This window comes from Kineothrix sp. MSJ-39 (genome assembly GCF_018917935.1).
Classification (GTDB): domain Bacteria; phylum Bacillota; class Clostridia; order Lachnospirales; family Lachnospiraceae; genus CAG-194.
In genome coordinates this window covers 39,555-55,027 of record NZ_JAHLPN010000020.1, presented here as the reverse complement: position 1 = coordinate 55,027, position 15,473 = coordinate 39,555, and the positions used below count along the sequence as shown (strand labels likewise).

Genomic DNA, 15,473 nt, shown 5'->3' with positions numbered 1-15,473 from the left:
ATCCTGAGCCAGGATCAAACTCTCATGTTTAAGTTTTGATCTTTGGTCAAAATTAACTCTAGCTAAGTTTAACCGTTAATTTACTTTGTTTAGGTTTTGTTCTCTGAACAATTCTTTTTAGAATTTTCAGGGTTGCATTGCTGTTTATTTGTCAAGGTTCTGTGTTGTATCTCTCGACGCAACTCTGATATAATATCATGTGTTTTGTCGTTTGTCAACACCTTTTTTATTTTCTTTTGGATCTCTCGATCTCATTTACACCACTTTTTCGCGGCGAATTTTATAATAGCACTGCCTTTTCTATTTGTCAACACGCTTTTCCCTATTTTTTCATAATTCTTTTTCTTTTTTTGCCTGCTTGTAGGCAGCGTGTTTTTCAGGCACTATATGCTGTGGTCTTACTCTTTCCGGATTCCCGTTTCATGCTTTTCTTCTATATAGATAAACGTGATCTTTTTCCGTATATAACCAGTAGAAAAAACATAGAAGAGATCATATAAATCATATACATATACTTGTTTTCGGATATAGCATGCTTCTGCCGTATCACATGTGTCAGAAAATAGGCAGCATATTCTGGAGCATCCGCAGAACACCGACCAGCAGTATTCCATATGCAGCCCCCACCCCAAAACCGAGCAGTTTATTCAATCCTTTTATAATAGGAAGCCCTGTCAGGATCCGCAGGGAAAGAATGATCGTCTTTAATACCAGAAACAGAACAATATATAATATGATGCAAAGCAGTACTCTGACAACCACAACCTGATGGTCGACCAGCAGAGTCGGGACAAGCTGCGCAAATGCCCATGTATTGAGCAGGTAAACAAGCAAAAGTGACAAGATGCCTGCACACAGCCTGCCCAGTGTTACGACAAAGCCTCTTCTTAAGCCTCTAAGTGCAGCCACCACTATGATCACGAGTCCTATGATATCAAACAATTCCATTATCTTAACTTTATCAGCTGAATACTGTCTTCCAATACAACAAGCAGTTTTGTATTGGAAGAAGTCGGTACGATCGCCTGGATCGTTCCACCCAGCTCTCCTTCGTATTTTTTCACACCGTTTAATCCGTATATAACAAGCTGATTCTGGTTATACACAAGAATCCTGTCATTCTCGACGATCAGATCCGTATATTCAAAATCGATCGTTTCCGACATTTTCTTTCTGCCGTTCATATCATATACCTGTATACTGTAACCGCCGTCCTTTTCTGTATTGCGGAAAACAAGCGCAAAATTGGTTCCGTTATAAAATACAGACTGCACCTCAGCATCCAGTTCTATTTCCGTCTGAAGCGTCGGCTTCTGCTTTCCTTTCAGGATCAGAACACGTTTATCTCCTACTGCCAGCGCATTATCTTCATTCGGATAAAACAGCAGCGGAAACAGTTCACCCGCATAATCATAGCCGCTGACCAAGTTATCCGTTTCGTTCTGCCCGACACCGCCAAAATTATAAAATGCCAGACTGGTATTGATCTTGCCGCCCTCTGCTTTCAGATAGGATACACCCACCTTGATATTATCCGGCGAAACAGAGAACGCAAGCGGATAACCGCTCTTTTGCATGGATGTTTTGATCTCAGAGATCACATCACCTGTCGTCGAAAACATTCTGAGGTAGATCGTCGCATCATCCTGCAGTGCTGCAACCGCAATACCGGAAGAAGAGACATCCAGATCCAGAATCGGCAGGTTGGTCTCTACCGTTGTTGCATTTCCGCTTGGTCCGATCAGATACAAAAGACTGCCCTTGTAATCCGCAACCGCCACATGACCGCCTCTGGATACAACGATCGGTTCCTGCATTTCATAAGTCTGGTTCCAGAGCTGTTTGCCATCCTTGTCATAGGCAGAAATACCGTCCTTACTGTATGTCAGCAGATTGTCCTGATATTTCTGGAATACACCGTCCGAGGTACCTACCTTGTCGATCGTTTTGATCGTTTCAAATTTGGTATATACCTGATTTGCCAGATATATTTTGACACCAGCCGCTATCGCCGCCACAAGTACGATCGCCAGAAGTACCCTGTAGACAATCGTCAGTTTATGATGAAAGATTCTATCTTTATAATCTGTCCTGCTCTTTCCGATCTGTTTCATTCCATTCTCCTTTGTACAACCTTCACGCAACGCCGCCTGTTTTCTGTGCGACAATCCATTATACCATATTTTTTTACGGAAGCACTATTTTTTGTCCATAGTAGATACTATCTTTGTCTTCGATCTGATTTCTTTCACATACCTCCCCCATTTTGGAAAGATTGCCATAATACTGCATACAGATCTTTGCCAGCGTATCCCCCTGCTTGATCATATAAACTGTTTCCTGTGAGGCGCCCGCCTGCGCGGTTGTTTCAGCCGCAGGTTGGGAAGCATCTGCACTGCTGTTTTCTGTCACGTCCGATCCTGCTGCATTTTCATCCGCTGCAGGCGTAATATCTGCATCCGGCTTGTCCGAAGGTTCCGTAGTTGTGTTTGGATCCACCTCCTGTTCACCACCAGCTTGTCCGTTATCTGACTGATTCTCCGCTGTCATATTTTCATCAGTTGTCTGACCTGCCGCCTGCCCGTCCACCGTCTGTTCTGCCATCGCCGGATCTGCCTGCTCCGCTGTCACATCCGCTCCGGTGGTCTGCATGGCTTCTGCCGTCTGCGACATATCCTGTGCATCTGCTGTCATTTCCGCCGTCCGGTCTGCCGCCTGCGTGTTTTCTGCCAGAAGTGCATCCTGCACTGTCTGATCCTGTGCTGTATCCGCATCCGCTGTCGCCTCTGTGGCATCATCCATTTTCCCGGAAATCTGATACAGTACACGCTCCATGCTCTGCATCTTTTCATAATTATTCAGCATTGTAATACCGATCACAAGAATCGCCATGACAAGAAGCAGACTGGCACAGGTTGCAAATGCAGAGCTTCTCTTTTTGTGCAGATCCTGTTTCTTTTCCTGACATACTTCCCGGAATTGCCGCGCTGCATGGTCTGCATTCATTTCTTCCGGATGGCGTTCCCTTGTCCGCAGGGAAACCATGTAGTTTTGCATACATTCGTTTCTTTCATAATAAATGTAATAGCCGCTGAGCATGTTCCGCTTTCCTTTTTCATGCAGATACAATGCTTCGGTCTTATCACTTGTTATGTACTCAAAATACAGCTTCTGATCCGGTCTGAAAAACTGCCGCTGCGTCCGCATGATCTGCTCTTCCAGATCCTCCGTGGAATCCTCTCTGGTGATCGCCCAGCCCATGACCGTCAGATCCGGAAAGAATTTTTCCGCCATCTCATTGACCTTTTTCCACGATTCTTCGTCAATGATCGTCTTTTCCATAAAGAAATCATGCTGTGCTTCCACTGCCCCGTTGACAAACCAGTAAAGCTCGTCCTCTATCATCTCCTTGTGTCCGTACAGGATCATGACACGCATATTCTCCTCCGGTGTCAGGATCTGCCGCAGGTACGTGATCACATAATCCTCCAGATATATTTTCTGATTACCGGTAGCCTGTCCGATCTGTCTGATGTTTTTTGGCAGCATGCCTTCTTTTCCTTGTTCCGCCATTTCTTTTTCCTCCTTATACCATTCTAAACAGGCAGCATTTCGCATATCCTGTATGATTATCCTGTTTCAGAATAGCATCCGATGCTGGCAGAATTTAGCAAAAAAAGCCGTCTTTTTTCCTATTTCATCCGACGCCAGTGCACAAAAAAAGAGACGAGTTTTGCTATCTCGTCTCTTTCTCTCCTATTTCGGCATTCTTTTTTCGGAAATCCGTTCTTTTTTTAGCCTTTTCTGCGATATTTTATTCATCTGTTTTTTCTGTTGCGTCCTGCTCTGTCACATCTTTTGTATGTTCTGTTTCTTCCACAGTCGCCGGCGTTTCCTCTGCATTTTCAGTATCACTGCCTTCCACTTCTTCCTGTGCATCACGCATCGGATCATAATAATCCTTTTTAATCAGACGGATCAGTGCCTTGAGCGCAATGTAAAAGCCGATGATCGCAAACAATACTGCAAATACAATACTGATCACGCGCATTTTTGTATCTGTCGGCAGCGGAACGACAAGCGAGTACGCAAGGTATACCAGATAGCCGCCGATACACAGACGCAGCGTCAATATGCCCGCTGTTGTTTTTCCAGACATCTTTTCTCCTTCTTTCATGTCACCATATACGCAGCCATTACAGCTCTGTATAGCTCTGACTAGTTAACAAATTTGTAGATAGTTGTAGAAGTAAACGGCTTTTCAGGTATCACAACCGGTTTGATAAAACCTTCCTGTCTTGCGCAGTTCGGGAAGAACTGTGTTTCCAGACAGATACCGCCACGACATGGATACAGGGCATCTCCCTTTCCAAGCTCAGGAACCATATTATTTCCTGTATAAAGCTGTACGCCCGGCAGATCTGTATACACTTCCATGGTTCTTAATGCTTTTTCATCTACTACTTCTGCAATCTTCTGTACTTTGCCTGCTTCATAGTCATCGATCACAAAGTTGTGATCATAACCCTTTACAAGCGCAAGCTGTGCATTCTCTGCATCAATATCCTGAGAGATCTGCTTCATGGTTGTAAAATCAAACGGCGTTCCTTCTACGGATGCGATCTCACCTGTCGGAATGGCACCATGGCGGATCTTTGTATAATGAGAAGCCTTCAGCCATACTTTGACATCTTCTACGGTTGTTTCGCTGTCATTTCCCTTCAGATTAAAATAAGAATGGTTTGTCATATTGACAAGTGTATCCTTATCGGTAGATGCAAAATAGTGGATCTCCAATGCATTGTCTTCTGTCAGCTTATAAGTCACGGCAAATTTACGGTTTCCCGGGAATCCCAGCAGACCGTCCTTGCAGGAAACAGAGAATGTCACTGCATTTTCTGCCTCTTTCTTTTCTGCCTGCCACATTGTCTTATGCAGTCCTGCGTTTCCATCGCTGTGCAGGTTGTTGTCATTGTCATTGATGACCAGATTATAAATTGTATCACCCAGCTCAAACTGTCCCTTTGCTGTACGGTTTGCAACCGGTCCGATCGTTGAACCGAAGCAGCTTCCGTTTACAAAGTAATCCTTTGCTCTGTCATAGCCAAGCACAACATCCTTTACTTCTCCGTTTTTGTTCGGTACAAAAAGATTTACAAGGATCGCTCCGAAATTCATCACATCAGCCTGCATGCCATTTTTATTTTTCAGGCTATACAGCATAATGTCCTCTCCGGCGATCGTTCTGCCAAACTTTCTTTCTTCTATCATGTTCTTTCCTCCCATTTCTCATCCATTTTCCATTACATATCCTGTTATAGCTCCGTACGGCCTTCCAGCGCACGCAGAAGTGTCACTTCGTCAATGTATTCCAGATCGCCGCCGACCGGAACACCACTTGCGATCCTCGTCACTTTAATGCCGGTAGGCTTGATCAGTTTACTGATATACATCGCTGTCGTTTCGCCTTCCAGACTGGAATTTGTCGCAATGATGACTTCTTTCACTTCGTCCGTCTGCAATCTGGTGATCAGCTCCTTCAGCCTGATATCCGAAGGCCCGATCCCGAGCATCGGCGAAATCGCACCATGCAGCACATGGTAAACGCCGTCAAATTTGCCGGTTTTTTCATAAGCTGCCAGATCACGTGTATTTTCCACTACCATGATCGTGCTGTGATCCCGTTTGGGATTGCTGCAGATCGGGCAGATCTCCTGATCTGTCAGTGTACAGCAGATCTTGCAGTAGCAGACATTATTTCTGGCATCTACTACTGTTTTGGCAAAACGCTCTACCTGTTCCTTTGGCATATTGACCATATGGAAAGCCAGTCTCTGCGCCGATTTATTGCCGATACCGGGCAGTGAAGCAAATTGTTCAATTAACTGATTGATATAACCGCTGTACAGATCCATTAGAACGGAAGTCCTCCGAGATTCAGACCGCCTGTCATGGATGACATTGCTGCAGCACTTGCTTCATCTGCTTTTCCCAGTGCTTCGTTTGTGGCTGCCATGATCAGATCTTCCAGCATTTCCACATCATCCGGGTCTACTGCATCTTTATCCAGTTTTACTTTTGTCACTACTTTTTTGCCGGATACTGTAACTTCTACAGCTCCGCCGCCTGCTGTTGCGGAAAATTCCTTCTCCTCCAGCGCTTTCTGGTTTTCCTCCATCTGACGCTGCATTCTCTGTGCCTGCTTCATCAGATTGTTCATGTTACCAGGCATTCCTCCGCCCGGAAAACCACCTCTTTTTGCCATATTTCATTTCCTCCTGTTTTATTCTTCTTCTATTTCCATATGAATGATCTGACTCAGATCAATATAAGAACGTTCAAATGACTGTTCCTTTGCAAGCGGTCTGACCTCGACCTGGATCTCTTTCCCGATCACCTGTCCGATCAGATCCTGCAGGATGTCTTTGTTTTCGGGATGTTTGATGAAATAATCCGACTGCAGTCCGTCCGGTAATACGACGAGAAGTCTGTTCTCACCGCCCAGGCTCAGCTTACTGCCCGAAAGATATGTCCGCATGGGCTGTCCGGTCTTCTGGACGATCTCACCCCAGCGTCCGACAACCTGCTGTACTTCCTCGGGAACCGCCTTCGGAAGCTGCGGTCTTTCCTGCACTTCTTCTGCCGGTGCATCTTGTGCAGCTGCTGCCACCGTATTCTGCGGTACAGCAAAATTTCCTGTTTCCAGTTTATGCTCCAGATCACGGATTCTTTCTAACAAAGCATCATTTTTTGTTTCCATGGATGGTCTGCAGATCTTGATGAGCGTCATTTCGATCATGATCCGTTTGCCGACCGCATAGCGAAGCTGCCCTGACAGCTCCGAAAAGATACGGATATACCGCATCAGTGCATTTTCGCTGACAAGCTCTGCTTCTTCCTGCATCAGAGAAAGATTATCCGTGGAAGCATCCACCACATCTTCGATATTTTCCGATGTCTTGAGCAGTAAGAGATTGCGCAGATACCAGATAAAATCCGTTACGAACTGTGTGAGCTCCCTGCCCTGCAATATGATCTCTTCCAGAAGCGAAAGCGATCCCTGCACATTTTTATCCGCAAGCTGACGCAGCATTTTGCCAAATACCTGTGTATCGACCGCACCGAGCACATCCAGTACCATATCATAGGTCAGCTTTTCGCCATAGTGGAATGCGATACACTGATCCAGCAGACTTAGTGCATCACGCATGGAGCCGTCTGCTGCCTTTGCCACATAACGGAGTGCCTTATCCTCGACCTCTACCTTTTCCTGCTGCATCAGATCCTGCAGTCTCTGCGTGATCGTGTCGATCGTAATACGCTTAAAATCATATCGCTGACAGCGGGATAAGATCGTGATCGGTATTTTATGCGCTTCTGTCGTCGCCAGAATGAATATCACATAAGACGGCGGCTCTTCCAGCGTCTTTAACAAGGCATTGAAAGCACCGATGGAGAGCATATGCACCTCATCGATGATATACACTTTATACTTTCCTTCCGCCGGCGAAAAGGAAACCTCATCAACAATCTCTCTGATATTGTCCACGCCGTTGTTGGATGCTGCATCGATCTCGATCACATTCATGCTCGCGCCGGCCGTGATCGCCCTGCACATCCTGCAGGTTCCGCATGGATTACCGTCCTGCGGATTTTCACAGTTTACAGCTTTTGCCAGGATCTTTGCGACCGTTGTCTTACCGGTACCGCGCGTTCCGCAAAACAGATAAGCATGTCCGACTCTGTCCGCTTTTATTTGGTTTTGCAATGTTGTTACAATATGCTCCTGCCCCTTGACATCCGCAAAGTTGTCCGGACGGAACTTTCTGTATAGTGCCTGATAGGACATAGTTAGTCTCCAAAGCAGATGCCAAGCATTTTTGCTTCCTGTACAATAGAAGCATCCGGTGATACCATTTTCAGCTTGCCTGCCACTTCTTCCAACGGCACTTTGATGATCTCACGATTTTTGATACCTACCATGAAGCCATATTCACCGTTTAAAATGAGCTTGCCTGCCTCAGAACCGAGACGGGAAGCAAATACGCGGTCATACGGACATGGGCTTCCGCCTCTCTGTGTATGTCCCGGAACCGTAACACGTACATCATAACCGCCTTTTTCTCTGATCTGCTGTGCAAGTTCATAAGATACGGAAGGGAATGGATAATTTTTCATCTTTTCTTTGTATTCCTTCTTGGACAGCTTTGCATCTTCCTTTGAAATAGCGCCTTCTGCCACCGCAAGGATCGTAAAACGGCTTCCGTTCTGTATTCTTTCGTCAATCTTATTGATAATGCTGTCAATGCTATATGGAATTTCAGGGATCAGAATGATATCCGCACCACTTGCCATACCTGCATTTAATGTCAGCCAGCCGACTTTGTGTCCCATCACTTCCACAATAAATACTCTGCCGTGGGAAGCTGCCGTTGTATGGATACAGTCAATGGCTTCTGTTGCAATATTGACAGCGCTCTGAAAACCGAATGTCATATCTGTTCCCCAGAGGTCATTGTCGATCGTCTTTGGCAGTGTAACAATATTGAGGCCTTCCTCTCTCAACAGATTTGCTGTTTTATGAGTTCCGTTACCGCCAAGGATCACAAGACAGTCGAGCTGCAGCTTGTAGTAATTCTGCTTCATTGCTTCTACCTTGTCCAGTCCGTTCTCATCAGGCTCACGCATCAGCTTGAAAGGAGTACGGCTGCTGCCCAGAATCGTTCCGCCTTTTGTTAAAATGCCGGAGAAATCATGCCCGGTCAGCATACGGAAGTTCCCATAGATCAGGCCTTTGTAACCATCTAAGAAGCCATAAATCTCCACATCACTTTCCGCGTTCAGGATACTCTTTACCACACCACGCATGGCAGCATTTAATGCCTGACAGTCGCCGCCGCTTGTCAACATACCAATTCTTTTCATTACAAGATTTCCTCCCATTTCAGATCATAGATTTATGAAGCAGTTTGCTATGCCCATATGAGAATATTATAGCTCATTTTATGCCTTATCACAACGGCTAATTAAAAAACGCCGGGAGCTGCGCTCCCGGCGTTTCTATCCATCTATTTCCTACAGCAGGCGGATGTGATCCACCTCTCCCGTTTCCTGAAAGATTGCCCAGTTTGCAATATTGACCGCATGGTCACCGATCTTCTCAAGATACTTTGCAAACATCATGACATCAATACAGTCATCCGGATTTTTGGATTCCGATTTCAGATGTGTGATGACATCATTTTTTACCAGATTAAACAGATCATCTACTGTGTCATCGCCTTCCACAACGTGCTGTGCACTTTCTGCACTGCGGTCTACAAAAGCGTTAATGGCTTCTGTCAGCTGCTTTCCGGTCTCTTCGATCATCTGCGGAATATGCTCGGAAAATTCTTTCAGATCCTTAAAGCCCATTCGTTTGACCAGTTCGGCAATATCACTGCACTGATCTCCGATCCTGCTGATATCCGTTACTACTTTCAAAGAGGCACTGACCTGACGCAGATCTCTGGCGATCGGCTGCTGTTTTGTGATCAGGTTCAGACAGCTTCCTTCAATCCTTCTCTGCAGGGTATGTGTACTCTGGTCACTTGCAATGATCTCTTCGATCACGCTTTCCTTTTGCTGCTGCAGGGCAGAAAACAGTCTGGCATACGTGGCGCGCACACCCATTCCCATTTCTTCAACGCTTTCCTGCAGCTGTTTTAATTCTTCTTCATATAATCTTCTTGGTGACATTTCCTTCTCCTTTTCTCCTATCCATCAACCGAATCTACCGGTAATATAATCCTCTGTCTTCTTCTGGGACGGATGCTTGAAGATTGTATCCGTTGTATCAAACTCGATCAGCTCACCAAGCAGGAAGAATGCTGTATAGTCAGACACACGTGCTGCCTGCTGCATGTTATGGGTTACAACTACAACTGTATATTTCTTTTTCAGATCTTCCATCAGATCTTCTACTTTTAAAGTAGAGATCGGGTCAAGTGCACTTGTCGGCTCATCCATCAGAAGGATTTCCGGTTCAACCGCAAGGGCTCTTGCGATACAGAGTCTCTGCTGCTGTCCGCCGGATAAACCGAGTGCGGATTTTTTCAATCTGTCTTTTACTTCTTCAAAAATGGCAGCATCTCTCAGAGAACGCTCCACAATATCATCCAGTTTTGCTTTTGCCGTAATACCGTGAATACGCGGACCATACGCAATATTGTCGTATATGCTCATTGGAAATGGATTCGGCTGCTGGAATACCATGCCTACTTTTTTCCTGAGTAATGTCGTATCAACCTTTGGACTGTAAATATCTTCTCCGTCAATCGTTACCGTTCCGTCAATCTTCACACAATCTACCAGATCATTCATACGATTTAAGCATTTCAAAAATGTAGACTTTCCGCATCCGCTTGGGCCGATAAATGCAGTCACTGCATTTTGCGCAATATTCATATTAATATCCTTCAGTGCATGGTTTTCACCGTAATGCAGATTCAGATGCTGTACAACGATTTTGGAAGGATTTGTTTCCTTTTTCATTCTTTGTCTCTCTTTCTATCTATGTAATGCTGTTATTTTTTGTCTACCTGAAGCTTCTTTGCCATTCCTCTTGCCAGCATATTGATCAGGAATACGATCACCAGAAGTACAAGTGCAATGCCAAACGCCACATCATACTGCGCTTTTGCCATTGACAGATACAGCTGGATCGTAAGCGTTCCGCCTGATTCCATGATCTTTTTCAGATAGCCGATCGCCGTCTTCGGAAGCACAAATCCGCTGCCGGCTGTAAACAGCAGTGCTGCAGATTCACCAACAATACGGCCGATTGCCAGAAGTACACCTGTTAAAATACCGGGCATTGCAGATGGCAGAAGGATCGTACGGATCATATACCATTTTGTAGCGCCCATACCAAGTGCTCCGCTTCTGTAGCTTTCCGGAACGCTCCTGAGTGCTTCCTGTGTATTCCTTGTGATCAGTGGCAGAATCATGATCGTCAGGGTAAGCGCACCTGTCAGGATTGAATAGCCAAATCCGCAGGCTGTTCCGAAAAATACCATTCCGAACAGACCAAATATGATCGATGGGATTCCGGAAAGTGTTTCTGTCGTAAACTCGATCAGACGGACAAGCTTTCCTCCCTTTGCATATTCATTCAGATAGATCGCAGATCCGATTCCGATCGGGGTTGCGATCAATAATGTCAGAACAACAATGTAAAGTGTATTTATAATGTTTCCCGCAATACCCGTTGTCTGCTTGATCGCGCTTGTCACGGTTGTCAGGAAAGTCAGATTCACATTTCTGACACCACGGATCACAACATATCCAATGATACATACCAGCACAAGTACAGAGAAAAGCGCTGACAGATAGATCAGAAAAAGAAGGATGTGATCTTTTAATTTATGTGTCTTATGCATAATACTGCCTGTCATTTAGTCTTCCTCCTTCTCTTTTAAAATACCTGTCAGTACCAGATTGATAATCATAATGAATACGAAAAGGACAAGACCGATCGTAAACAACACCTGTCTGTGTAGACCTGATGCATATCCCATCTCGCTGACGATCGCTGTTGTCAGGAATCTGACAGAATTAAACGGAAGCGGTGCATTGACGCTGCTGCCTGAAACGAGGGTGATCGCCATTGCTTCTCCGATCGCACGCCCTACACCGAGGACAATTGCAGAGATAATACCGGATTTTGCCGCCGGGATCACTACTTTGAATATCGTTTCGATCTTGGATGCGCCCAGTGCAAGAGAAGCACTTCTTAAGTGATCCGGAACTGCATGCAATGCTGATTCACTGATATTGATGACTGTCGGCAGAATCATGATCGCCAGAACCAGAATCGCAGACAGCATATTGGAACCGCCTGTATACTGATGGGTGGAGGATCCTGCAAAAACGGCTTTTTCCAGCTTATACATCAAAGGATTTAAGATCAGGATTCCGAGAAGTCCGTAGATAACGGAAGGAATACCTGCCAAAAGCGTTACCGCAGGTCTTACGATATCCGCAAGTTTCTTCGGCGCAACCTCTGCCAGAAATACTGCTGTCAGAAGTGCAACCGGAACGCCTAACAGGATTGCTGCAAATGTACCAATAATAGAAGTCAGGATAACATATAAAATACCAAAATGAGGTTCCGCTGCCGCCGGTGCCCATTTTGTATTGAATAATATCTCCTTGATTCCTACTTTGAAAAGTGCCGGTGATCCGTTTATGATCATATAAGCAGTAATGGCGAAGACCGCCATTACTGCTACCAGTGCACATACCACGAAGATGATGTGCGCGATAATTTCTACTATGGATTTGTTTTTATGGTTTGCAAAGATTGATGTATGCATATACTTAGTCCACCGTGATCAGACCTACGCTCTGGATCAGCTGTTTTCCTTCATCAGATTTTAAGTAGTCAAACAGTGCCTGTACAGGCTCGCTCTGCGCACTTACTTCGCCCATTGTTGCCATTACGAATGGTCTTGAAAGGATATAGCTGCCAGCTTTGATGTTTTCTTCTGTCGGCTCAACACCGTTCAGTTTTGCTGCAATGATTGTGTCATCTACTGCATCGAGAGAAGCATATCCGATCGCACCCGGTGTAGAAGCTACTTTTGCGATGACAGCACCTGTGGAATCCAGTTCGTTTGCATACTGGCAGGCATCTTCCAGGCCAAGTAATTCTTCAAAGGCACCTCTTGTACCGGAACCTGCTTCACGACCTACTACTACGATCGGTTCATCTGATCCGCCGAGATCTTTCCAGTTTGTTACTTCGCCTTTGTAGATCTGTACGAGCTGATCCTGTGTCAGATCTGTTACTGTATTTGCAGGATCCAGAACAACTGCGATACCATCGATCGCTACGATATTCTCAACACAACCTGCTGCTTTTTCTTCATCCTTTAAGCTTCTGGATGAGTTACCGATATCTACGCTGCCGCCCTCCAGTGATTCGATACCTGCTGAAGATCCTGTAAATTCTGCTGTAACGCTGACACCCGGATATTTTTCCATGAAAGCTTCTGCAACTGCATTTGCCAGTTTTTCCATGGATGTAGATCCTGCCATTGCAATGCTTCCTGAAAGATCGGCATTTGTATCTGTTGTTGCTGCGTCTGCAGCTTCATCTGTTGCTGCATCTGTAGCTGCGTCTGTTGCTTCATCTGTTGCAGCGTCTGCACTTGCGTCTGTTGCTGCTGCATCTGCGGTTGTATCTGCTGCATTGCTTCCGCATCCTGTTAATAAGCCAGCTGCAACTGTTGCAGCCATGAGTACTGTCATAAGTTTGTTCTTTTTCATTTTCTTTCTCCTCCACTATGAGTCTCTTATTTTTCGTGCGGCTTTCTTCCGTACGATACAATAAAAAAGAGGTATTCGTTTGTTTTCTCTTCCTTATTACAGGATCGAGTGTAACACCGGATACCTCTTACATAAAATCATGTTTCGGTAAGAAATTTGTAAGTTTCATGTAAAATGATCTATTGTCTGTTTTCTCACATTGCTTCTATTTTTTTGCGGAGTGCCAGCATCTTTTTATCAATCTTTGCAATCTCCTGCGCATAGGAAAGCAGTTCCTTGCGTACCTGCTCCGTCTCCTGCGGCGTACTCTTTTCCTGCTTGTAACAGAGCTGATGATCGAGCTTTGCCCAATAATTCATTGCCACAGTCCTGATCTGTATTTCCGCCCGCACCGTTTCGCCCTCTTCACCATACGGATATGGCATACTGACGATCAGATGCACGCTCTGATAACCGCTTGCCTTCGGCTTTTTGATGTAGTCCTTTGTTTTGATGATCGTAAGCTGTGGATGTTCTATCAGATATTTTGCTACCTGATATACTTCGTCCCGGAAAGAACAAACGATCCGGACACCTGCCAGATCGTTCAGCCTTTGCACTGCCTGTTCATATGAAATTTCATATCCCTTCCGTTCCAGCTTTTCCGCAGCACTCGCCGCCGTTTTGATCCGTTCCGATACGGAATTGATCACCTTATGCTTCGTGCCCTTCTGTTGTTCATATTGTCTGATCAGACTTTCTACCGTAGCGATCGCATACGATTGCTTTCTTATGTATTCCGGCTCTGCGAATGCTTTTGTCAGTTCTGCAAGCCCCTCCCTGTTTTGTTTCGCATTTTTGCTTTTACCCATACTTCTCTGCTTATTCCTTTCTCATATACCATATCACGAAAATAAGCCCTGCCACGATCGCCACGACCGATGCTGCTGTCTCCGGGCTCACTAATAATTCTATGCCCCCATATAAGAAAGTATTCCATATAAAATAAACAAAGCAGAACACAAGAATCATCCCCCAGATCCAGATAATCTTGATCAGCGGGTCTTCTCCATTCTGCCTTGTCTGTTTTAACCATTCCTGTATTTTTCCCATGTCTGCTTACCTCCGTCAGATATCCGTCTCTCATTACAACTTCTATTACATGACTATCATCTGATAAGCAGCGTTTCCCTTCTATCACACATGGGAAAAATTATTGTAAAATGAATGTAAATTATTTTTCTTCACGCTCTTCGAGCTTCTCTTTGATCTTCTCCTTTACTTCAGCCTTAAACTCCGGCCAGGTCTCATTGCGGAATTCCGCAAAAGCCAGCTTGTATTTTCCGGAAGTTGCGCCCGGGTTACGACGCAGGAGCTGCAGCTTATCCTTCGTAAGATAAGATCTGTCTTTTCCTTTCTGCATAATTTCTTCGATTCTTTCCCGGATCTCTTCTCTCTGCACAAGAGCCTGCTCTTTCTTCAGCTGTGTCTCATCCGCAATTCTTGCCTTGATCTCTTCCTTCTGCTGCTGTGCCTGTTCGATCCGCTGCTGTGCTTCATCCGCAATCACAGCTTCCACAACCTCAAGGCGCTTCTGCAAAAGCTTCAGTTCCTTCTTTGCCGCCTCTACCTTAATAAGTACATCACGCAGTTCGATAGCTGTCTTGAAGCTGAGTGCAAAGTCTGCTGCCGCCACCATCATGATCACATGCACGATCGGAGAAAGAACTACCTCCGGAATGGATAATACAAATTTTTCAAACGGCTTATGTACCCAGTAAACCATGGCAATACTGAAAAAGCCCCATGCCAGAGATGAAGACAGGCAGATGTGTCCCTGAATATTAAATTTCTGATTGGAATAATCCCAGTAACGCACCTTAAACAGAGATTCCATCAAGACACCTGTAATATATTCCAGGATCGTCGCTGCGATCATGCCTGCAAAATAAACCGCAACCGGATGTGCCTTAAACGGAAGCGATACAAACAGGATCAGCACCGCACCACTTCCGTAGATCGGAAGCATCGGTCCGTGCATAAATCCTCTGTTGACCCACTTTCTTTTTTTCACGGATACATAGGATGATTCCCAGCACCAGCCAATAAAACAATAGATGATAAAAAATGCCAGCCACTGTGTCAGGTTATAGGTATACATATCATTTCCTCCTTTTCACCAT

17 protein-coding genes are annotated in these 15,473 nt (G+C 45.2%); all 17 read right to left on the bottom strand.

Annotation, left to right across the window (positions count from 1 at the left end):
- Positions 1 to 555 precede the first annotated feature (555 nt).
- The gene (locus tag KQI22_RS11680; RefSeq protein WP_216552540.1) at positions 556 to 948 is read right to left on the bottom strand and encodes a CvpA family protein; all 393 of its coding nucleotides are present in this window, start codon (positions 946 to 948) and stop codon (positions 556 to 558) included.
- A complete protein-coding gene (locus KQI22_RS11675; RefSeq protein WP_216552537.1) occupies positions 948 to 2,114 on the bottom strand; it encodes a DUF5711 family protein in 1,167 nt (388 codons plus the stop codon). The genes KQI22_RS11680 and KQI22_RS11675 overlap by 1 nt, the downstream gene beginning before the upstream one ends.
- Before the next feature lie 73 nt (positions 2,115 to 2,187).
- Complete coding sequence (locus KQI22_RS11670) at positions 2,188 to 3,573, bottom strand: LysM peptidoglycan-binding domain-containing protein (RefSeq protein ID WP_216552535.1); 1,386 nt, start codon at positions 3,571 to 3,573, stop codon at positions 2,188 to 2,190.
- Positions 3,574 to 3,814: 241 nt separating this feature from the next.
- On the bottom strand, positions 3,815 to 4,159 hold the full coding sequence (locus KQI22_RS11665; protein WP_216552533.1) for a hypothetical protein: 345 nt from the start codon (positions 4,157 to 4,159) through the stop codon (positions 3,815 to 3,817).
- Positions 4,160 to 4,218: 59 nt separating this feature from the next.
- A complete protein-coding gene (locus tag KQI22_RS11660) occupies positions 4,219 to 5,271 on the bottom strand; it encodes an aldose epimerase family protein (RefSeq protein WP_216552531.1) in 1,053 nt (350 codons plus the stop codon).
- A 44-nt stretch (positions 5,272 to 5,315) separates the two neighbouring features.
- Positions 5,316 to 5,915, bottom strand: a complete 600-nt coding sequence (gene recR / locus KQI22_RS11655) for a recombination mediator RecR (protein WP_022003819.1) — start codon at positions 5,913 to 5,915, stop codon at positions 5,316 to 5,318.
- Complete coding sequence (locus KQI22_RS11650) at positions 5,915 to 6,265, bottom strand: YbaB/EbfC family nucleoid-associated protein (RefSeq protein ID WP_216552529.1); 351 nt, start codon at positions 6,263 to 6,265, stop codon at positions 5,915 to 5,917. The genes recR and KQI22_RS11650 overlap by 1 nt, the downstream gene beginning before the upstream one ends.
- A gap of 18 nt (positions 6,266 to 6,283) precedes the next feature.
- Entirely contained in the window at positions 6,284 to 7,849 is a 1,566-nt protein-coding gene (gene dnaX / locus KQI22_RS11645) for a DNA polymerase III subunit gamma/tau (RefSeq protein WP_216552527.1), read from the bottom strand.
- Between the two features lie 2 nt (positions 7,850 to 7,851).
- The gene (locus KQI22_RS11640) at positions 7,852 to 8,925 is read right to left on the bottom strand and encodes a 6-phosphofructokinase (protein WP_022003822.1); all 1,074 of its coding nucleotides are present in this window, start codon (positions 8,923 to 8,925) and stop codon (positions 7,852 to 7,854) included.
- 150 nt (positions 8,926 to 9,075) lie between these two features.
- Positions 9,076 to 9,738 (bottom strand): phosphate signaling complex protein PhoU, encoded by a 663-nt coding sequence (phoU, locus tag KQI22_RS11635; RefSeq protein ID WP_216552525.1) that lies wholly within the window; start codon positions 9,736 to 9,738, stop codon positions 9,076 to 9,078.
- A gap of 24 nt (positions 9,739 to 9,762) precedes the next feature.
- Entirely contained in the window at positions 9,763 to 10,533 is a 771-nt protein-coding gene (gene pstB, locus KQI22_RS11630; RefSeq protein WP_022003824.1) for a phosphate ABC transporter ATP-binding protein PstB, read from the bottom strand.
- A 32-nt stretch (positions 10,534 to 10,565) separates the two neighbouring features.
- Entirely contained in the window at positions 10,566 to 11,435 is an 870-nt protein-coding gene (pstA, locus tag KQI22_RS11625; RefSeq protein WP_216552523.1) for a phosphate ABC transporter permease PstA, read from the bottom strand.
- Entirely contained in the window at positions 11,436 to 12,356 is a 921-nt protein-coding gene (gene pstC, locus KQI22_RS11620) for a phosphate ABC transporter permease subunit PstC (RefSeq protein WP_216552521.1), read from the bottom strand.
- Positions 12,357 to 12,360: 4 nt separating this feature from the next.
- On the bottom strand, positions 12,361 to 13,311 hold the full coding sequence (locus tag KQI22_RS11615) for a phosphate ABC transporter substrate-binding protein (RefSeq protein ID WP_216552519.1): 951 nt from the start codon (positions 13,309 to 13,311) through the stop codon (positions 12,361 to 12,363).
- A 194-nt stretch (positions 13,312 to 13,505) separates the two neighbouring features.
- Positions 13,506 to 14,162: a GTP pyrophosphokinase gene (locus KQI22_RS11610; protein ID WP_216552517.1), complete on the bottom strand. Its 657-nt coding sequence runs from the start codon at positions 14,160 to 14,162 to the stop codon at positions 13,506 to 13,508.
- 10 nt (positions 14,163 to 14,172) lie between these two features.
- Entirely contained in the window at positions 14,173 to 14,403 is a 231-nt protein-coding gene (locus KQI22_RS11605; protein ID WP_216552515.1) for a hypothetical protein, read from the bottom strand.
- Between the two features lie 121 nt (positions 14,404 to 14,524).
- Positions 14,525 to 15,451: a putative ABC transporter permease gene (locus tag KQI22_RS11600; protein ID WP_216552513.1), complete on the bottom strand. Its 927-nt coding sequence runs from the start codon at positions 15,449 to 15,451 to the stop codon at positions 14,525 to 14,527.
- Positions 15,452 to 15,473 lie beyond the last annotated feature (22 nt).